This window comes from Microbacterium sp. 69-7, assembly GCF_001897985.1.
GTDB lineage: Bacteria > Actinomycetota > Actinomycetes > Actinomycetales > Microbacteriaceae > Microbacterium > Microbacterium laevaniformans.
Genome location: NZ_MKRU01000083.1, coordinates 64,986 through 79,544 on the forward strand (window position 1 = coordinate 64,986; position 14,559 = coordinate 79,544).

At 68.1% G+C, this 14,559-nt stretch carries 14 protein-coding genes; 4 read left to right on the forward strand and 10 right to left on the reverse strand.

The window, feature by feature from the left end:
* Nucleotides 1-46: 46 nt before the first annotated feature.
* From dapC to BGN98_RS07965, 5 genes are read right to left on the reverse strand one after another with little or no spacing between them, the layout of a single operon-like run.
* Nucleotides 47-1,156, reverse strand: coding sequence for a succinyldiaminopimelate transaminase (gene dapC / locus BGN98_RS07945; RefSeq protein WP_036284917.1), 1,110 nt, complete (start codon nt 1,154-1,156; stop codon nt 47-49).
* The gene (fdxA, locus tag BGN98_RS07950) at nt 1,156-1,476 is read right to left on the reverse strand and encodes a ferredoxin (protein ID WP_005053693.1); all 321 of its coding nucleotides are present in this window, start codon (nt 1,474-1,476) and stop codon (nt 1,156-1,158) included. Before fdxA ends, dapC begins: the two co-directional genes overlap by 1 nt.
* 9 nt (nt 1,477-1,485) lie before the next feature.
* Nucleotides 1,486-1,902 carry a hypothetical protein gene (locus tag BGN98_RS07955; protein ID WP_036284919.1) on the reverse strand — a complete coding sequence of 139 codons (417 nt, stop codon included), beginning with the start codon at nt 1,900-1,902 and terminating at the stop codon, nt 1,486-1,488.
* Between the two features lie 9 nt (nt 1,903-1,911).
* Entirely contained in the window at nt 1,912-2,226 is a 315-nt protein-coding gene (locus BGN98_RS07960; protein ID WP_036284922.1) for an AzlD domain-containing protein, read from the reverse strand.
* Nucleotides 2,223-2,921, reverse strand: a complete 699-nt coding sequence (locus tag BGN98_RS07965; RefSeq protein ID WP_005053699.1) for an AzlC family ABC transporter permease — start codon at nt 2,919-2,921, stop codon at nt 2,223-2,225. Before BGN98_RS07965 ends, BGN98_RS07960 begins: the two co-directional genes overlap by 4 nt.
* A gap of 66 nt (nt 2,922-2,987) precedes the next feature.
* Here BGN98_RS07965 and BGN98_RS07970 point away from each other — a divergent pair, with 66 nt between their 5' ends.
* Nucleotides 2,988-3,536: a helix-turn-helix domain-containing protein gene (locus tag BGN98_RS07970; RefSeq protein ID WP_005053701.1), complete on the forward strand. Its 549-nt coding sequence runs from the start codon at nt 2,988-2,990 to the stop codon at nt 3,534-3,536.
* Nucleotides 3,537-3,656: 120 nt separating this feature from the next.
* On the opposite strand, the gene typA is transcribed toward BGN98_RS07970, so the two are convergent.
* Together typA and BGN98_RS07980 are read right to left on the reverse strand one after the other, a co-directional pair.
* Nucleotides 3,657-5,567: a translational GTPase TypA gene (gene typA / locus BGN98_RS07975; RefSeq protein WP_005053703.1), complete on the reverse strand. Its 1,911-nt coding sequence runs from the start codon at nt 5,565-5,567 to the stop codon at nt 3,657-3,659.
* Between the two features lie 99 nt (nt 5,568-5,666).
* Entirely contained in the window at nt 5,667-7,409 is a 1,743-nt protein-coding gene (locus BGN98_RS07980) for an ABC transporter ATP-binding protein (RefSeq protein ID WP_005053705.1), read from the reverse strand.
* Between the two features lie 62 nt (nt 7,410-7,471).
* On the opposite strand from BGN98_RS07980, the gene BGN98_RS07985 reads away from it, so the two are divergent.
* Entirely contained in the window at nt 7,472-8,080 is a 609-nt protein-coding gene (locus BGN98_RS07985; RefSeq protein ID WP_005053708.1) for an integral membrane protein, read from the forward strand.
* 12 nt (nt 8,081-8,092) lie between these two features.
* Here the strand turns inward: BGN98_RS07985 and BGN98_RS07990 are convergent, their stop codons facing one another.
* The 3 genes from BGN98_RS07990 to BGN98_RS08000 form a co-directional block, all read right to left on the reverse strand.
* A complete protein-coding gene (locus BGN98_RS07990) occupies nt 8,093-9,151 on the reverse strand; it encodes an ABC transporter permease (protein WP_005053710.1) in 1,059 nt (352 codons plus the stop codon).
* Complete coding sequence (locus BGN98_RS07995) at nt 9,151-10,656, reverse strand: ABC transporter permease (protein ID WP_005053712.1); 1,506 nt, start codon at nt 10,654-10,656, stop codon at nt 9,151-9,153. Before BGN98_RS07995 ends, BGN98_RS07990 begins: the two co-directional genes overlap by 1 nt.
* Nucleotides 10,657-10,813: 157 nt before the next feature.
* Nucleotides 10,814-12,616: an ABC transporter family substrate-binding protein gene (locus BGN98_RS08000; protein WP_036284943.1), complete on the reverse strand. Its 1,803-nt coding sequence runs from the start codon at nt 12,614-12,616 to the stop codon at nt 10,814-10,816.
* A gap of 155 nt (nt 12,617-12,771) precedes the next feature.
* Between BGN98_RS08000 and BGN98_RS08005 the strand changes: the two genes are divergently transcribed.
* Both BGN98_RS08005 and BGN98_RS08010 read left to right on the forward strand, forming a co-directional pair.
* The gene (locus BGN98_RS08005) at nt 12,772-13,560 is read left to right on the forward strand and encodes a CPBP family intramembrane glutamic endopeptidase (protein WP_036284946.1); all 789 of its coding nucleotides are present in this window, start codon (nt 12,772-12,774) and stop codon (nt 13,558-13,560) included.
* Between the two features lie 275 nt (nt 13,561-13,835).
* The coding region (locus BGN98_RS08010) for a hypothetical protein (RefSeq protein WP_288120677.1) at nt 13,836-14,559 on the forward strand (724 nt) is incomplete at its 3' end.

A 14,559-nucleotide genomic window follows, 5' to 3' on the forward strand; every position in this document is an offset into this window, starting at 1 on the left:
CAACGCAGATCGCACGCAAAGGAACAGCCAGTTCGTAGGAGGAAACCTACGACGTCGGCGCCAGCCGTTGCGCCGCTGCCCGGATCCGCTCGTCGGTCGCCGTCAGCGAGAAGCGGACGTGCTCGGGGAAATGTGCGCCGTAGAAGTGGCCCGGCCCGGCCAGGATGCCGAGATCGGCGAGGCGGTCCATGGTCTTCCATGCGTCGACGCCCTCGGTGGCCCAGAGATACAGGCCGCCCTCGGAATGATCGATGCGGAATCCCGCCGCCACGAGAGCCGGGCGGAGCACTTCCCGACGCGCGCGATAGCGCTCGCGCTGCGCGGCCACGTGGGTGTCGTCGGCCAGCGCAGCCGTCATCGCGCTCTGAACGGGCCCGGGGAGCATGAGACCGAGGTGTTTGCGTGCTGTCAGCAGCCGCGACACGAGGTCGGCGTCGCCGGCGAGGAAGGCGGCACGGTATCCGGCGAGATTGGACTGCTTGCTGAGCGAGTACACCGACAGCACGTCGCGTCGGTCTTGTCCGACGACGCGCGGATCGAGGATGCTGGGGATCGGAGCGTCTGCCCAGGGCCCGTCCCACCCGAGCTCCGCGTAGCACTCGTCACTGACGATGACGGCGCCCAGATCCCGCGCACGCGTGACGGCGGCACGCAACTCGTCGACGCCGAGCACACGTCCGTCCGGATTGCCGGGGGTGTTGAGCCACACCAGGCGCGTGCCCACGGGCCACTGTGCGGGATCGTCCGCGGCGAGGGGCGTCGCCCCCACCAGCTTCGCCCCGACCTCGTAGGTGGGGTACGCGGCGCGGGGGTGGACGACGATGTCGCCGGCGCCGAGGTCCATCAGCAACGGCAGAAGCGCGACGAGTTCCTTCGAGCCGACCGTCGGGAGGACCTCGTCGACGCTGAGGCCAGGCACGGCGCGCCGCCGGCCATACCAGGCCGTGATGGCGGAGCGCAGGGCCGCGGTGCCGACGGTCTGCGGATAGGCGTGCGCATCCGTGGCGTCACGCAACGCCGCCGCGACGACCTCCGGCGTGGGGTCGACGGGAGAACCGATGGAAAGATCCACGATGCCGCCCGGGTGCACGCGCGCCCGCGCGGCGAAGGGAGCGACGGCATCCCAGGGGTAATCGTCGAGGTCGCGGACGGCCATCAGTGCGTCTGTGGCGGGAGGGCCGAGATGACCGGGTGATCCTTGGCGATCACACCGACCTTGGCGGCACCGCCGGGCGAGCCGATGTCGTCGAAGAACTCGACGTTGGCCGTGTAGTAGTCCTGCCACTCGGCCGGCAGGTCGTCTTCGTAGTAGATCGCCTCGACGGGGCACACCGGCTCACACGCGCCGCAGTCCACGCACTCGTCCGGGTGGATGTAGAGCGAGCGCTCGCCCTCGTAGATGCAGTCGACGGGGCATTCGTCGATGCAGGCACGATCCTTCACATCCACGCAGGGCAACGCGATCACATATGTCACGTGTCGAGTCTAGTTCGTGCTCGCACCGTGGTCGTGAAAAGCCGACCCCGACGGGGTCGTTGCGCGGGGGGACAGGCGCGGCCAGGCCACGACGACGGCCACCATCACGGGCACGGCCACCGTCCAGATCACTCCCGTGGAGAGTTGGCCGTCGGCGGGCGCCGGAACCACGACCGATCCGCCCGGGCCGCGTCCGGACAGCACGAGCGTCGTCAGCATGACGCCCAGACCTGTTGCCAATGCCGCCCAGCGGTCACCGGTCAGCACCCGCACCGCCAGCAGCAGTGCGCCGGTGCCGATCACGGCGACGATGAGCCCCAGAGGCACCGGGCCCCACAGCGCGGACTGACCGATGGTCCCGGCGGCCCCGTAGAAGAGGCCGATCACCGCGGCGACGGCCCAGCTCCCGATCCGTGCGATTCTCACGCCGCGATTCTACGTGGCCCACCCCAGCGCCCGGAGCACCGCAGCCACGAGCGCCGCCGCGATGACGACGATCAGGAAGGGGGCGCGCAGCATGAGCAGCCCGGCGGCGGCGACGATCGCCGGCACCCGCGCATCGGCGACGATCTGCGGGCCGGCCCCCAGGGTCTGCACGGCGACGAGCGCAGCCAGCAGCGCCACCGTCAGCAGGTCGATCGAACGCTCGGCGCGGGCCGAGCCGAACCATCGCGCAGGAATCGCGTACCCCAACACCTTCAGCGCCAGGCAGGCGAAGGATGCCGCGAGCACTGCCGTCCACGTCGTCATGATGCGCGACCCGCGAACGCATTGGTCCAGCCGACGGCGATGGCGACCACGGCGGCGACCAGCACGGGAAGGCCGGGCATGAGCACGGGTGTGAGCGCGGTGGCCACAACCGCTGCGGCGACGCCGACCGCGACCGCTTGGCGGCGACGCAGACGTGGCCACAGCAGCGCCAGGAAGGCCGCAGCCGCAGCCGCGTCCAGCCCGTAGGTGCGAGGATCACCGAGGACGTCGCCGAGCAGCGCACCGCCGAGTGTCGAGATGTTCCACCCGACGTAGATGCCGACGCCCGTGATCCAGAAGCCCGTTCGGCGCGCCGCGGGGTCTCCGTGAGCCAGAGCGACCGCCGTGGACTCGTCGATCGTGACCTGGGGCGCCACGAGGCGGCGCCAGCCGTGCCCGACCACCGGGGCCATGCGCAGTCCATAGGCGACGTTGCGCACGCCGAGCAGCGCGGCCGAAGCGATCGCCGCGGGCGCGGCGGCGAGCCCTCCCGCGCCGAGAACGCCCGCGAACGCGAACTGCGATCCCCCGGTGAACATCAGCAGGCTCAGCACGCACGTCTGCCACACGTCAAGACCGGAGGCGACGGCCAGAGCGCCGAACGAGACACCGTAGGCGCTCGTCGCGACGGCGACGCCCACAGCCTCGCGCCGCGCGCGACGCACCGCGTCAGCGGGCTCAGCGGCGGCATCCATGCTCACCATCCTCCCGACCGTCCACCTGTTCGTCAAACCGAACGAACGTTTGTCATACTGAACGCCATGGAAGAACTGGGACGACGCATTTCCCGCGTGCTGCGCCGTGAGCGTGAACGCGCCGGACTCACCGCCGCTGAGCTCGCGCGGCGGGCGGGCGTGAGCAAGGCGACGGTGTCACAGCTCGAGTCGGGCACGGCCAATCCCAGCGTCGAAACGCTGTGGGCCGTTGCGACGGCGCTCGGCGTGCCGTTCTCCGTCTTCGTCGACGAGCCCGACGACACGCCAACGCTGATCCGCAGCGGAGCTGCCGACGGCATCCGTGCGGCCGATGCGACCTACGAGGCGGTGCTCCTCGCCGCCGGAGCTCCGCACGCACGCAGCGACCTCTACCTCCTGCGCGTCGAGCCGGATGAGCCCCGATCCTCGCTGCCGCACACGGTGGGCACGGTCGAGCACGTCGTACTGATCAGTGGGTCGGCGCTGGTGGGGCCCGCCGATGCGCCGATCGAGCTGGCGCCGGGCGACTACCTGCGCTACCGCGGGGACGCGCCGCACGTCTTCGCCGCGCTCAGCGCCGGCACTCGCGCCGTCCTCGTCTCCGAGGTGCGCTGATCGCGCCCACCACTATCTCGAACCCGAGCCCGCAGACGACGAACCGCCACGGCCCCGCCCTGCGCGCGGATGCGGCTTGGGCTAAGCGTGGCGGCTCGACGAACCGTGGGAGGGTGTCGGTCAGTTGCCGTCCTGGCGCTTTGCCCGGGACGCCGCACGGCCGCGCTCGGTCGCGTCGAGCACCACCTTGCGGATGCGCACCTTCTCGGGCGTGACCTCGACGCATTCGTCGTCGCGGGCGAACTCCAGCGACTCCTCGAGCGTGAGCACGCGCGGCGGCGTCATCGATTCGAAGGAGTCGGAGGTCGACGAACGCATGTTCGTGAGCTTCTTCTCCTTCGTGATGTTCACGTCCATGTCATCGGCGCGCGAGTTCTCGCCGATGACCATGCCCTCGTAGACCTCTTCGGTCGGCTGCACGAAGAAGCTCATGCGCTCCTGGAGCGCGATCATCGCGAACGGGGTCACGACACCCATCCGGTCGGCGACGATCGAGCCGTTCTGGCGCGTCGTGATCTGGCCCGCCCAGTCGTCGTAGCCGTGCGAGATCGCGTTGGCGATGCCGGTGCCGCGGGTGATCGTGAGGAACTCGCTGCGGAAGCCGATCAGGCCGCGCGAGGGCACCACGAACTCCATGCGCACCCAACCGGTGCCGTGGTTCGTCATGTTGTCCATGCGGCCCTTGCGCGCCGCCATGAGCTGCGTGATCGCGCCGAGGTGCTCCTCCGGGGCGTCGATCGTGAGGTGCTCGAAGGGCTCCTTCAGCTTGCCGTCCTCACCGCGCTTGGTGACGACCTGGGGCTTGCCGACGGTCAGCTCGAAGCCCTCACGGCGCATGTTCTCGACGAGGATCGCGAGAGCCAGCTCACCGCGACCCTGCACCTCCCACGCATCGGGGCGACCGATGTCGACGACCTTGAGCGAGACATTGCCGATGAGCTCGCGGTCGAGGCGATCCTTGACCATGCGCGCGGTCAGCTTGTGACCCTTCACCTTGCCCATGAGGGGCGAGGTGTTGGTGCCGATCGTCATCGAGATGGCCGGGTCGTCGACGGTGATGGCCGGCAGTGGACGCACATCCTCGGGATCGGCGATCGTCTCCCCGATCGTGATGTCGGGGAAGCCGGCGATGGCCACGATGTCTCCGGGACCGGCGTCCTCGGCGGGGTAGCGCTCCAGCGCGCGGGTCTTCAGCAGCTCGGTGACCCGGGCGTTGCTGGTGGTGCCGTCGGAGCGCACCCAGGCGACGGTCTGACCCTTCTTCAGCGTCCCGTTGAACACGCGCAGGAGCGCGAGACGTCCCAGGAAGGGGCTCGAGTCGAGGTTGGTGACCCACGCCTGCAAGGGCGCGTCGTCGTCGTAGGCCGGAGCCGGGACGTGCTCGAGGATGGCCTCGAACAGCGGCTCGAGGTCGTCGTTGTCCGGCAGCTCGCCGTTCGCGGGCCGGTTGCGCGAGGCGGCGCCGGCACGACCGGACGCGTACACGACCGGGACGTCCAGCAGCGCATCGATGTCGAGGTCGGGCACGTCGTCAACGAGGTCGCCAGCGAGCCCCAGCAGCAGGTCGTGGGCCTCCTCCTCGACCTCCGCGATGCGCGCGTCGGGGCGGTCGGTCTTGTTGACCAGCAGGATGACCGGAAGCTTCGCCTCGAGCGCCTTGCGGAGGACGAAGCGCGTCTGCGGCAGGGGGCCCTCCGAGGCATCCACCAGCAGGACGACGCCGTCGACCATCGAAAGCCCGCGCTCGACCTCGCCGCCGAAGTCGGCGTGACCGGGGGTGTCGATGACGTTGATCGTGACCGGCACCTCGGTGTGCAGACCGTTGTAGGTGATCGCCGTGTTCTTCGCGAGGATCGTGATGCCCTTCTCGCGCTCAAGATCGTTCGAGTCCATCGCCCGCTCCTCCATGTGCTCGTGGGAGCCGAAGGAGCCGGTCTGACGGAGCATCGCGTCCACGAGCGTGGTCTTGCCGTGGTCGACGTGCGCGACGATCGCGACGTTACGGAGATCCGGACGGAGGGCGTGCGCCATGAAATGACCTAACGAGAAAGGGAGACGCTCCGAGCAGAGCGCCTCCCATTCTACAAGCCGGATGCCGCGGCGTCCTCCTCCGCGCTCCGCGCACCTCTCTCAGGCGTGCGCGGCGGCATCCCCCGGTGTCTCATCGGCGTCCACACCGGCGGCGAGATCAGCCAGACGCTTGTCACGGCGCTCACGCTGGATGTCGGGGTCGGGCACCGGCACGGCTGCCAGAAGACGCTTGGTGTAGGCCTGCTGCGGGCGACGCATGATCTGGTCGCGGGTGCCGACCTCGACGAGAGCGCCGTGGCGCATGACCGCGATCCGGTCGGCCAGCTCATCGATGACGGCGAGGTCGTGGCTGATGAACAGGCAGGCGAACCCGCGCTCACGCTGCAGATCCTTCAACAGCTCCAGAACCGTGGCCTGCACGGAGACGTCGAGGGCGCTCGTGGGCTCATCGGCGACCAGGACCTTCGGGTTGAGAGCGAGGGCGCGGGCGATGCCCACGCGCTGCTTCTGCCCACCGGAGAGCTCGTGCGGGTAACGAGATGCATAATCGCGCGGCAGTCGCACGGAGTCCAACAGCGCTCGCACGCGCTTGTCGAGGGGCGCGCCCTTGATCTTCTCGGACAGCTTGATCGGCTCGGCGATCGAATCGCCGATGGTCATCCGAGGGTTCAGCGAGCTCGACGGATCCTGGAAGACGATGCCCACCTCGTGGTGGAGGGCGTGCAGCTGCTCGCGGTTCGCTTTCGAGATATCCATTCCGGCCACGGTCAGGCGTCCGGAGTGGATGGGCAGCAGACCGATCGTGGCGCGACCGATCGTCGTCTTGCCCGAGCCGGACTCGCCGACCAGGCCCAGCACCTCACCCTGGTAGATCTTCAGGTCGATGTGGTCGGCCGCACGGAAAGCCGGCACCCGACCGCGCTTCGGATACTCGATCGCGACGTCGTCGAACGACACCACCACGGGAGTGGACGGGGTGGCAGCATCGGGAGCCTGCAGATCCTCGGTGGTGATGCGCGGCACCGCCGACAGCAGCGCCTTCGTATACGGATGCTGCGGGTCGGCGAAGACGCTCGCGACCGTGCCGGTCTCGACGATGTCGCCCTGACGCATCACGACGATGCGGTCGGCCATGTCGGCGACGACGCCCATGTCGTGCGTAATCAGCAGGATGGCCGAGCCGAGACGGTCCTGGAGCTTTCGCATGAGCTCGAGGATCTCCGCCTGAACGGTCACATCGAGCGCGGTCGTCGGCTCGTCCGCGACCAGCAGCAGCGGGTCGCACGACAGCGACTGCGCGATCATCGCGCGCTGACGCTGGCCGCCGGACAGCTGGTGCGGGTACGAGTCGAAGGCTTTCTGCGGGTCGGGAAGCTCGACCAGCGTCAGAAGCTCGACGGCCCGCGCCTTGGCCTCCGCCGGAGACACGCCGAAGTGCTGGCGCAACGTCTCCACGATCTGGAACCCGACCGTCAGGACCGGGTTCAACGCCGTCATGGGCTCCTGGAAGATCATCGAGATCTGGTTGCCGCGGATCTCCTGCATCTCCCGAGGCTTCATGCCGATGAGCTCGCGGCCAGCCAGCTTCGCACTGCCGCTCACGCGGGAGTTCTTCGGCAGCAGGCCCAGCAGCGACATCGACGAGACGCTCTTTCCCGACCCGGACTCACCCACGATGGCGAGCACTTCGCCGGCAGCGATCGAGTAGGAGACGTGACGTGCGGCGGGCACCCAGTACCCGTCGACGCCGAAGTCGACGTTGAGGTCGGTGACCTCGAGCACCGGGCCGCGCTCGGGCTGGTGCGCCTCGGTGGTGGGCAGCATGCCGCGGGAGGTTCTCATCGGCGGGTTCCTTCTGTTGTGCGTGCGAACGGACTCGTGATCCGAGATGCGACGATGGGGTGATGACGGATGACGTGCGCCTGTACCGATCGACCACGGACACCGTGATCGCGATCGGCGCATGGGTGGCTGTGACCGCCGGCGCGGCGCTGGTGGTTCTGCTCGGCGCGACCCGGTCGACGCAGCAGCTGTGGGCTTTGGTGCCGCTGGCGCTGATCGCGCTGCTGGTGGGCGAGCTGTTCTGGCGTCCGCGCATCATCTGGGACGAGAAGTCCATCACGCTCGTGAACCCCTACGCGACCACGACCGTCCCGTGGACGATGGTCGTCGACATCGACACCCGCTTCGCGCTGACCGTGGTGACGCCCTCGCGTCGATATCGATCGTCCGCGGCGCCCGCAGCCGGCGCACTCACCATGCCGCGCGGAGGGCGTGACAGCCTCGGACCCGACCAGAAGGGCGGCGTCCTGCGCAAGTCCGACGCCCTCGGCACCGATTCCGGTGACGCCGCGTACATCATCCGGGGAGCATGGCATCGGCTCGTGGAGAGCGAGGCCATCCCCCTGGGCCGCGCGGGAAGCGACCGCGCGCGCGTGCACGTGCACGTCACCGCCCTCGCGCTGAGCCTGCTGCTGGCCGCGGCGACCGTTCCGGCGCTGCTGAACCTCTGACGGCATCCGGTCTTACTCCGGATCCTGCAGGGTCGGCGTGCCGGTGCGCGGGTTCTGCGCCGCGGCATCCATCAGGCTCGTCGGAGCGGCGACATCGGGCTCGATACCGTCGGCGCGCTCCTTCGTGCGACGACGGGAGAACCGACGGCTGCGCGGGTCGAAGGCCTCGCGGAGGGCATCGCCGAAGATGTTCGCCGACAGTGCCAGCGTGACGATGAACAGCGCCGGCCACCAGAACAGCCACGGCCGCACGGTGAAGGCCGACTGGTTGACACCGATGAGCAGACCCAGCGAGACGTCAGGAGAGCGGATGCCGTAGCCGAGAAGCGAGATCGCCGCCTCGAGCAGGATGGCACCGGCTGCCAGGAGCGATCCCGACACGATGATCACACCGGTAGCGTTCGGGAGGATGTGCCGGAAGATGATGCGGGCATCGGAGGCGCCGGCCACGCGGGCAGCCTCGACGAACTCACGTTCGCGCAGCGAGAGGAACTCACCGCGGACGAGACGCGCGATCACCATCCAGCTGAAGAACCCGAGCATGGAGCCCAAGACCCATACGCCGACCGCGCCGGCCCAGTTACCGACGACGGCGGCGATCACGATGGCGGGGATCACGATGAAGACGTCGGTCAGGCGCATGAGCACCGCGTCGACCCAGCCGCGGAAGTAGCCCGCGATCGCGCCCACCGTGACACCCACGATCAGCGCGATGCCCGTGATCAGCACCATGGCCACGAACGAGTTCTGGATGCCGCGCATGGTCATCGCGAAATAGTCGCGCCCGATGCGGTCCTGACCGAAGGGGTGGTCGCCGAGCGAGAACGGGAACAGGCTCAGAGTCGGCTCTCCGCCGTTGACGCTGTTCGACAGGTCGTACCAGTTGTACTTCCACCAGCCGGGAATCGGGCCGAGCCCGACGGCGCTCGTGGCGAAGGCCACGACCGCCAGCAGGACGATGGCGGCGATGAGGCCGACCTTCTGGGAGAGGAAACGGCGCCAGATGATCCGGCTCTGACTGATCGAGCGCTCTTCGACGTCGCCGGGGGTTTCGGAGATGGTGCTGGACATCAGCGCACCCTCACTCTCGGGTCGAGTGCCGCGTACGCGAGATCGGCAAGGAAGTTGAACAGAATGGCCATGAAGGCGATGACGATGAAGTAGCCCATCACCGGGTACAGGTCACCGGGACCCAGCGAGCGCTGGAAGAGCGCACCCATACCGGGGATCGCGAAGATGAACTCCGTGATGATGGCTCCACCGAGCAGCCCGCCGAGGTCGGTCGCCACGAGCGTCGTGATCGGGATCAGCACGTTGCGGAATGCGTGGCGGACGACCACCACCCGCTCGGGCATGCCCTTGGCTCGGGCGGTGCGCACGTAGTCCTGGCTGAGCACCTCGATCATGCCGGCGCGGGCATAACGCGTGTACCCCGCGAACGAGATCGTCAGCAGCGAGATCGTCGGAAGCAGCAGGTGGAAGAAGACGTCCAGACCGACGCGCCACATGTTGTCGGGAGCGTATCCCGGCGTCGAGGAGCCGACCGTGGCGATCGGGCGTCCGTTCATGTCCTCCATGTAGCCGGGGAAGGACTGCATGAACCGGTCGATGAGGATGATGACGCTGATGATGACAGCGACGAGCACGCCGATGCGCATGTTCTGCGCGCGATCGTCGCCGCCGACGAAGAAGCCGGCGGCGAAGCCGACGGCCAGTGCCACGACGAAGAGGATGCCGATGGTGGCGAACGTCGAGACGTCGAACAGGCCCTGCAGCGCGAAGTAGCTGATGATGCCGGCGACGGCGACGATGCCGGCGGTCAGCAGCGCACGGCGCTGATGGATGCCGGCGATCAGCACGGTGACGCCCAGAGCAGCGCCGGCGCTCAGCACGATGATCCCGACGGGACCGAACCCGGGTGTCAGGAACCAGCCGGTGACGCTCATGTAGAGCAGAAGACCCGTGGTGAGCACGAAGCTCGTCCCGCCGGAGGTGATGCGACGGCGGGCATCGCCGCCGACGACCGCCTGCACGATCAATGCCACGACGATACCGACGATCACGGCGACGACGATCGGGATCACTGGGTCTTGCAGGAAGTCGTTGAAGCCGATGGCGACGAAGTTCTTGAGAAGCGCGGCGGCCAGGAACGAGGGCAGCGAGTACAGGAACAGGCTCAGGACGGTGAACGACACGTCGAAGCCGCTGTTCTCGCGCAGAGCCGACAGGATTCCGGTGGAGATGCCGAAGAGGATGGCCAGCAGCAGCGCCGCCGTGACCATCTGGATGGTGGACACCATCGCGATCGGCAGGACGTCGGTGACGGGGGCGCCCTGGAAGGTGGTGCCCAGGTCGCAGGCGTTCGCGAAGGGGATGAGGCACTTGGCGGCGCCGCCGACCCACATCGCCCAGCGAAGCGGAGGCGCGACGTCCAGGTTGGCGAGCTGAATTCGCGCTTCGATCAGCTGCTGCTTGTTCGGGTTGTTGGAAGAGCGGAGGTCCTCGAGGGGATCCGTCGACAGAGCGACGAGATTGAACATCACGAAGGATGCCGCGAGGAGGATGAGGATCGACACACCGACCCTACGGAGAATGAAACCGACCAAAGGTCACTCACTTCGACGTGCGACGGGCGGGCGGCATCGGGTTGCGATCGCCTCGCCCATCGGTTGACAGACAGGGGCCAGGGTGGCGCCTTCGGGATCTACCGTAGACGCCACCCTGGCGTGGGTACTACTTGGTGTTGGTGCTCTGCTTGACGGACCACTCCCAGTTGTTCCAGATCGGACCGGTCTGGTTGCCCATGTACTTCACGCCGTCCAGCTTGCTGGAGACGCCGTAGATGCCGGGCGCCTGGAAGAGGGGCAGGCCGTAGCCCTCGGTGAACGCCGTCTTGTCGATGCTCAGCATGAGCTGCGTCAGCTTGTCCTTGTCGAGCGTCGTCTGCGTGGCGATCGCATCGTCGTTCGCGGCGGTGAACTTGTTGTAGTTTCCACCACCGTCGGTCGAGAACAGCTGCGGGATCTGCGCCGTGCCGATACCCGGGGAGATCCACCCGAACAGCGACGCGTCGTAGTTGCCCGCCGACAGCAGGGTCGACCACTTGGGGTCGCCACCGTCGACGACCTGGAAGCCGGCCTTGGCTGCGGAGGACTGGATCGCCTGGAATTCGTCCACGCGGTTCGGGTTCTTCGTGTTGTAGAGGATCTTCACGGTCGGCGTCTTGCCGGCGAGGAGCTCCTTGGCCTTGGCGACGTTCGCGTCGAGCTTGGACGGGTCGTACTTGTCCGAGCCGTTCTGGGCGACGGTGGTCGCGTACTCCGACTGGCTCGGCAGCCACAGCTGCGAGTCGAGGACCTTGGCGTCGGGGTTGACCGGCGTGACGATCGCGTCGAGGATCTGCTGACGCGGGATCGTGAGGAGGAAGGCCTCGCGGACGGTCGGGTCCTTGAACACCTCGGAGCCGAAGTTCAGGTCGAGGTGGTCGTAGGAGACCTGGTCACCGGTCATGACCTGGGCGCCGGAGACGGCCTCGAGGGACTTCTTCGTGTCGGCGGACGCCTGCGGGTAGACGAGGTCGACCTCGCCGTTCTGCAGGGCGGTGACCTGCGCGGCGGCGTCACCGATGACACGCATGACGAGCTTGTCGATCTTCGGGGCGAGAGCGCCCTTGTAGTTCGGGTTGTGCTCGAAGGTGAGCGACTGACCCGGAGTCCACGCCGACAGCACCCAGGGACCCGAGGAGACGAGAAGGTCCTTGTCGGTCGGGAACGACGTGATGTCGTAGCCCGTGTTGACGAAGTCCGCAGCCTTCTTCAGGGTGTCGTTCGCAGCCGCCGGAGCGGACTTGTCGCCGTGCGGCAGGCTCTTCAGCAGCGCCGTCAGGTCGGCCGCCGACGCGAGGCCGGCCTTCTTGGCGACGACGTGAGCCGGCGTCGTGAGGCCGCCCTGACCGACACCGAACAGGATGTCCCAGTCCACGTACGGCTTCGCATAGGTCAGCGTGATGGAACGGTTGTCGTCACCGACGACCGGGAACGACGTGGAGTCCAGACCTGCCGTCGAGCCCGCGAGCTGGAAATACTGCGTACCCGAGGTGACGTTCCCGTCCGCGTCCGTGGTGGCAGAGTCGTAGTAGCCCGAGCCGATGGCCCAGCCCAAGACCATGTCATCGGCGGTGATGGGCTCGCCGTCCGACCACTTCAGGTCCTTGTTGAGGGTGTACTTGACCGTCAGGGGGTCGTCCGAGGTCTTCTCGAACGTGCCGAACGACTCGTCCTTGACGATGTTGAAGCTGTTGTCCGGGTACAGGAAACCGCCGGCCGTCAGGTACTGGTACTGACCGTTGGTGTCCAGGTTGCCCTGCGGCGTGTTGCTGTTCAGCGACGTCAGGTCGTTCACGATGGCCATCGTGACGGTGCCACCGGTCGGCGCAGCGTTGGTGGCGTTGCCGCCGCCGCTGGCCGTGCAGCCCGTCAGGGCGAGGGCGCCGGCCGCGGTGACCGCGGCAAGTGCTCCCCAGCGTGACTTCTTCAATTTTCCTCCTGGGTAAGGGATGGGTGCGCAGGCGGGTGAAACACCCACGGCGCGGATACCGAAACCATAAGTTCTGATCAGCGTTGATCAAAACCGTTAGGGAAAACGTTACAGACCCTTAACTCAGTTCAGGGCGGATATGGCAATCTGACAAGGTGAGTGATTCCGGGGCCGCCGAACTGCCAAGGCTGAGGGGGAAGCGCGCCCGGTTGTGGTGGGAGATCAGCATTGTGCTCGCTCTTTCGGTGGGGCGCTCGGCGGTCTCCTCGGTGCTCGCACTCGTCCAGGCGCTGACGCGCGACCAGGCCCTGGCAGACCAGTCGACCTCCTTGAACCCGGGCGCGAACGCGGCCCAGTTCTGGGACGTCCTCAACCAGTGCCTGGCCCAGTTCTTCGCGTTCGCCCCCATCGCCCTGGCGATCTACCTGCTCTGGGAGCCCGGCCTCTCGGCCTTCCGCCGGATCGGCTTGGACTTTCGCCTCTTCGGACGGGACCTCGGTGCAGGCGCACTGCTCGTCGCCGTCATCGGCATCCCGGGGCTCGGCCTCTACGTCGCCGGGCGTGCACTGGGGATCACCGTGCAGGTCGATGCCGCGCCGCTCGACTCCTCGTGGTGGACGATTCCGCTCCTGCTGCTGGCAGCCGTGCGTGCCGGCCTGACCGAAGAGGTCATCTTCATCGGCTACCTGTTCGACCGTCTGCGGCGGCTCGGATGGGGGACGTGGACGATCATCCTGTCGACAGCTGCGCTGCGCGGCGCATATCACGCCTACCAAGGGTGGGGACCGATCGCCGGCAACATCGCGATGGGCATCGTGTTCGGGTGGGTCTATCAGCGCTGGGGCCGCGTGATGCCCCTGGTGATCGCGCACACCCTCATCGACGTCATCGCCTTCGTGGGCTATCCCCTGGCCGCCGCCTGGTGGCCCGGCGTCTTCGCCTGACCCACCGGCCCTATGCTCCCGCGCCGGCCACCGCCCGGCCCGCACCGACCACCGCCCGGTCCGCGAGACACGCGCGGCGCACCGAGACACGCGCTGCACACCGGTGTTTCGGTGCACGGACCGTGTCTCGCGGGACGAGCGGGGGTTCCTCCCCACATCGAGAGACGGGCGCGGCTCCTACGGAAAGCGGTGAGCAGCGGAGGCGGCGACTCATCGCCGGGTGCAATGGCGACATGCCAACCGCGATCGCTACGCCAGATGTCCGAGAGTGCCCGGTGCCGTTGATCACGCGAGGCGGCGAGCCGCACGTCGATCGCGCGGTGCGGCGCGGGGAACTCATTCGCGTGATGCGCGGGGTGTACGCCCCGGCGCAACTGTGGCGGGATCTGCCGCCTTGGGATCGCTACCTCGCTCGCGTCCATGCGGCCGTGCGGGTCTACCCCGACGTCGTCTTCGTACGGGAGGCCGCGGCCGCGCTCCGCGGGCTCCCCGTCTTCGGCGAACCGCCGCACGTCCATGCCGTCGCCCTCGGCTCACGAGCGACGCACGCCGTCGGGGAGGTCCGGCTGCATGCCGCCGAACGCCCGCCGCAGTTCGACGACGTGAGCGGTGTGCTCGTCGCGACAGGTGCCGAAGTCGCCGTGGATGCCGCACGACTACGGCATCCCGCTGTCGCCCGTGCGACGGCCGATGCCGCACTCCGGGCCGATCCGCACCTCACCACCGGCTGCATGCGGGCGATGAGCGAGACCCACCCGTCCTCGCGAGGCCGCCGTCGCGCACGCGACGTGTTCGACCGCGCGTCGGCGGTTGCCGAGTCACCGCTGGAGTCCGTGAGCGCGACGGTTATCGAGGCGCTCGGTTTTCCTGTTCCGGAGATGCAGCGATGGGTGCGAGGTCCAGAGCCGGGAGAGGACGACCGCGTCGACTTCGCATGGCTGCGCAACGGCCATCTCGTGGCGGGAGAGGCCGACGGAGACCTCAAGTACGGCGGCGCTT

Bases quoted from the DNA above. Each gene is read 5' to 3' on its own strand.
- dapC (WP_036284917.1), bottom strand. From the start codon at position 1,156: ATGGCCGTCCGCGACCTCGACGATTACCCCTGGGATGCCGTCGCTCCC.
- BGN98_RS07960 (WP_036284922.1), bottom strand. From the start codon at position 2,226: ATGACGACGTGGACGGCAGTGCTCGCGGCATCCTTCGCCTGCCTGGCG.
- BGN98_RS07965 (WP_005053699.1), bottom strand. From the start codon at position 2,921: ATGGATGCCGCCGCTGAGCCCGCTGACGCGGTGCGTCGCGCGCGGCGC.
- BGN98_RS07970 (WP_005053701.1), top strand. From the start codon at position 2,988: ATGGAAGAACTGGGACGACGCATTTCCCGCGTGCTGCGCCGTGAGCGT.
- typA (WP_005053703.1), bottom strand. From the start codon at position 5,567: ATGGCGCACGCCCTCCGTCCGGATCTCCGTAACGTCGCGATCGTCGCG.
- BGN98_RS07980 (WP_005053705.1), bottom strand. From the start codon at position 7,409: ATGAGAACCTCCCGCGGCATGCTGCCCACCACCGAGGCGCACCAGCCC.
- BGN98_RS07985 (WP_005053708.1), top strand. From the start codon at position 7,472: ATGACGGATGACGTGCGCCTGTACCGATCGACCACGGACACCGTGATC.
- BGN98_RS07990 (WP_005053710.1), bottom strand. From the start codon at position 9,151: ATGTCCAGCACCATCTCCGAAACCCCCGGCGACGTCGAAGAGCGCTCG.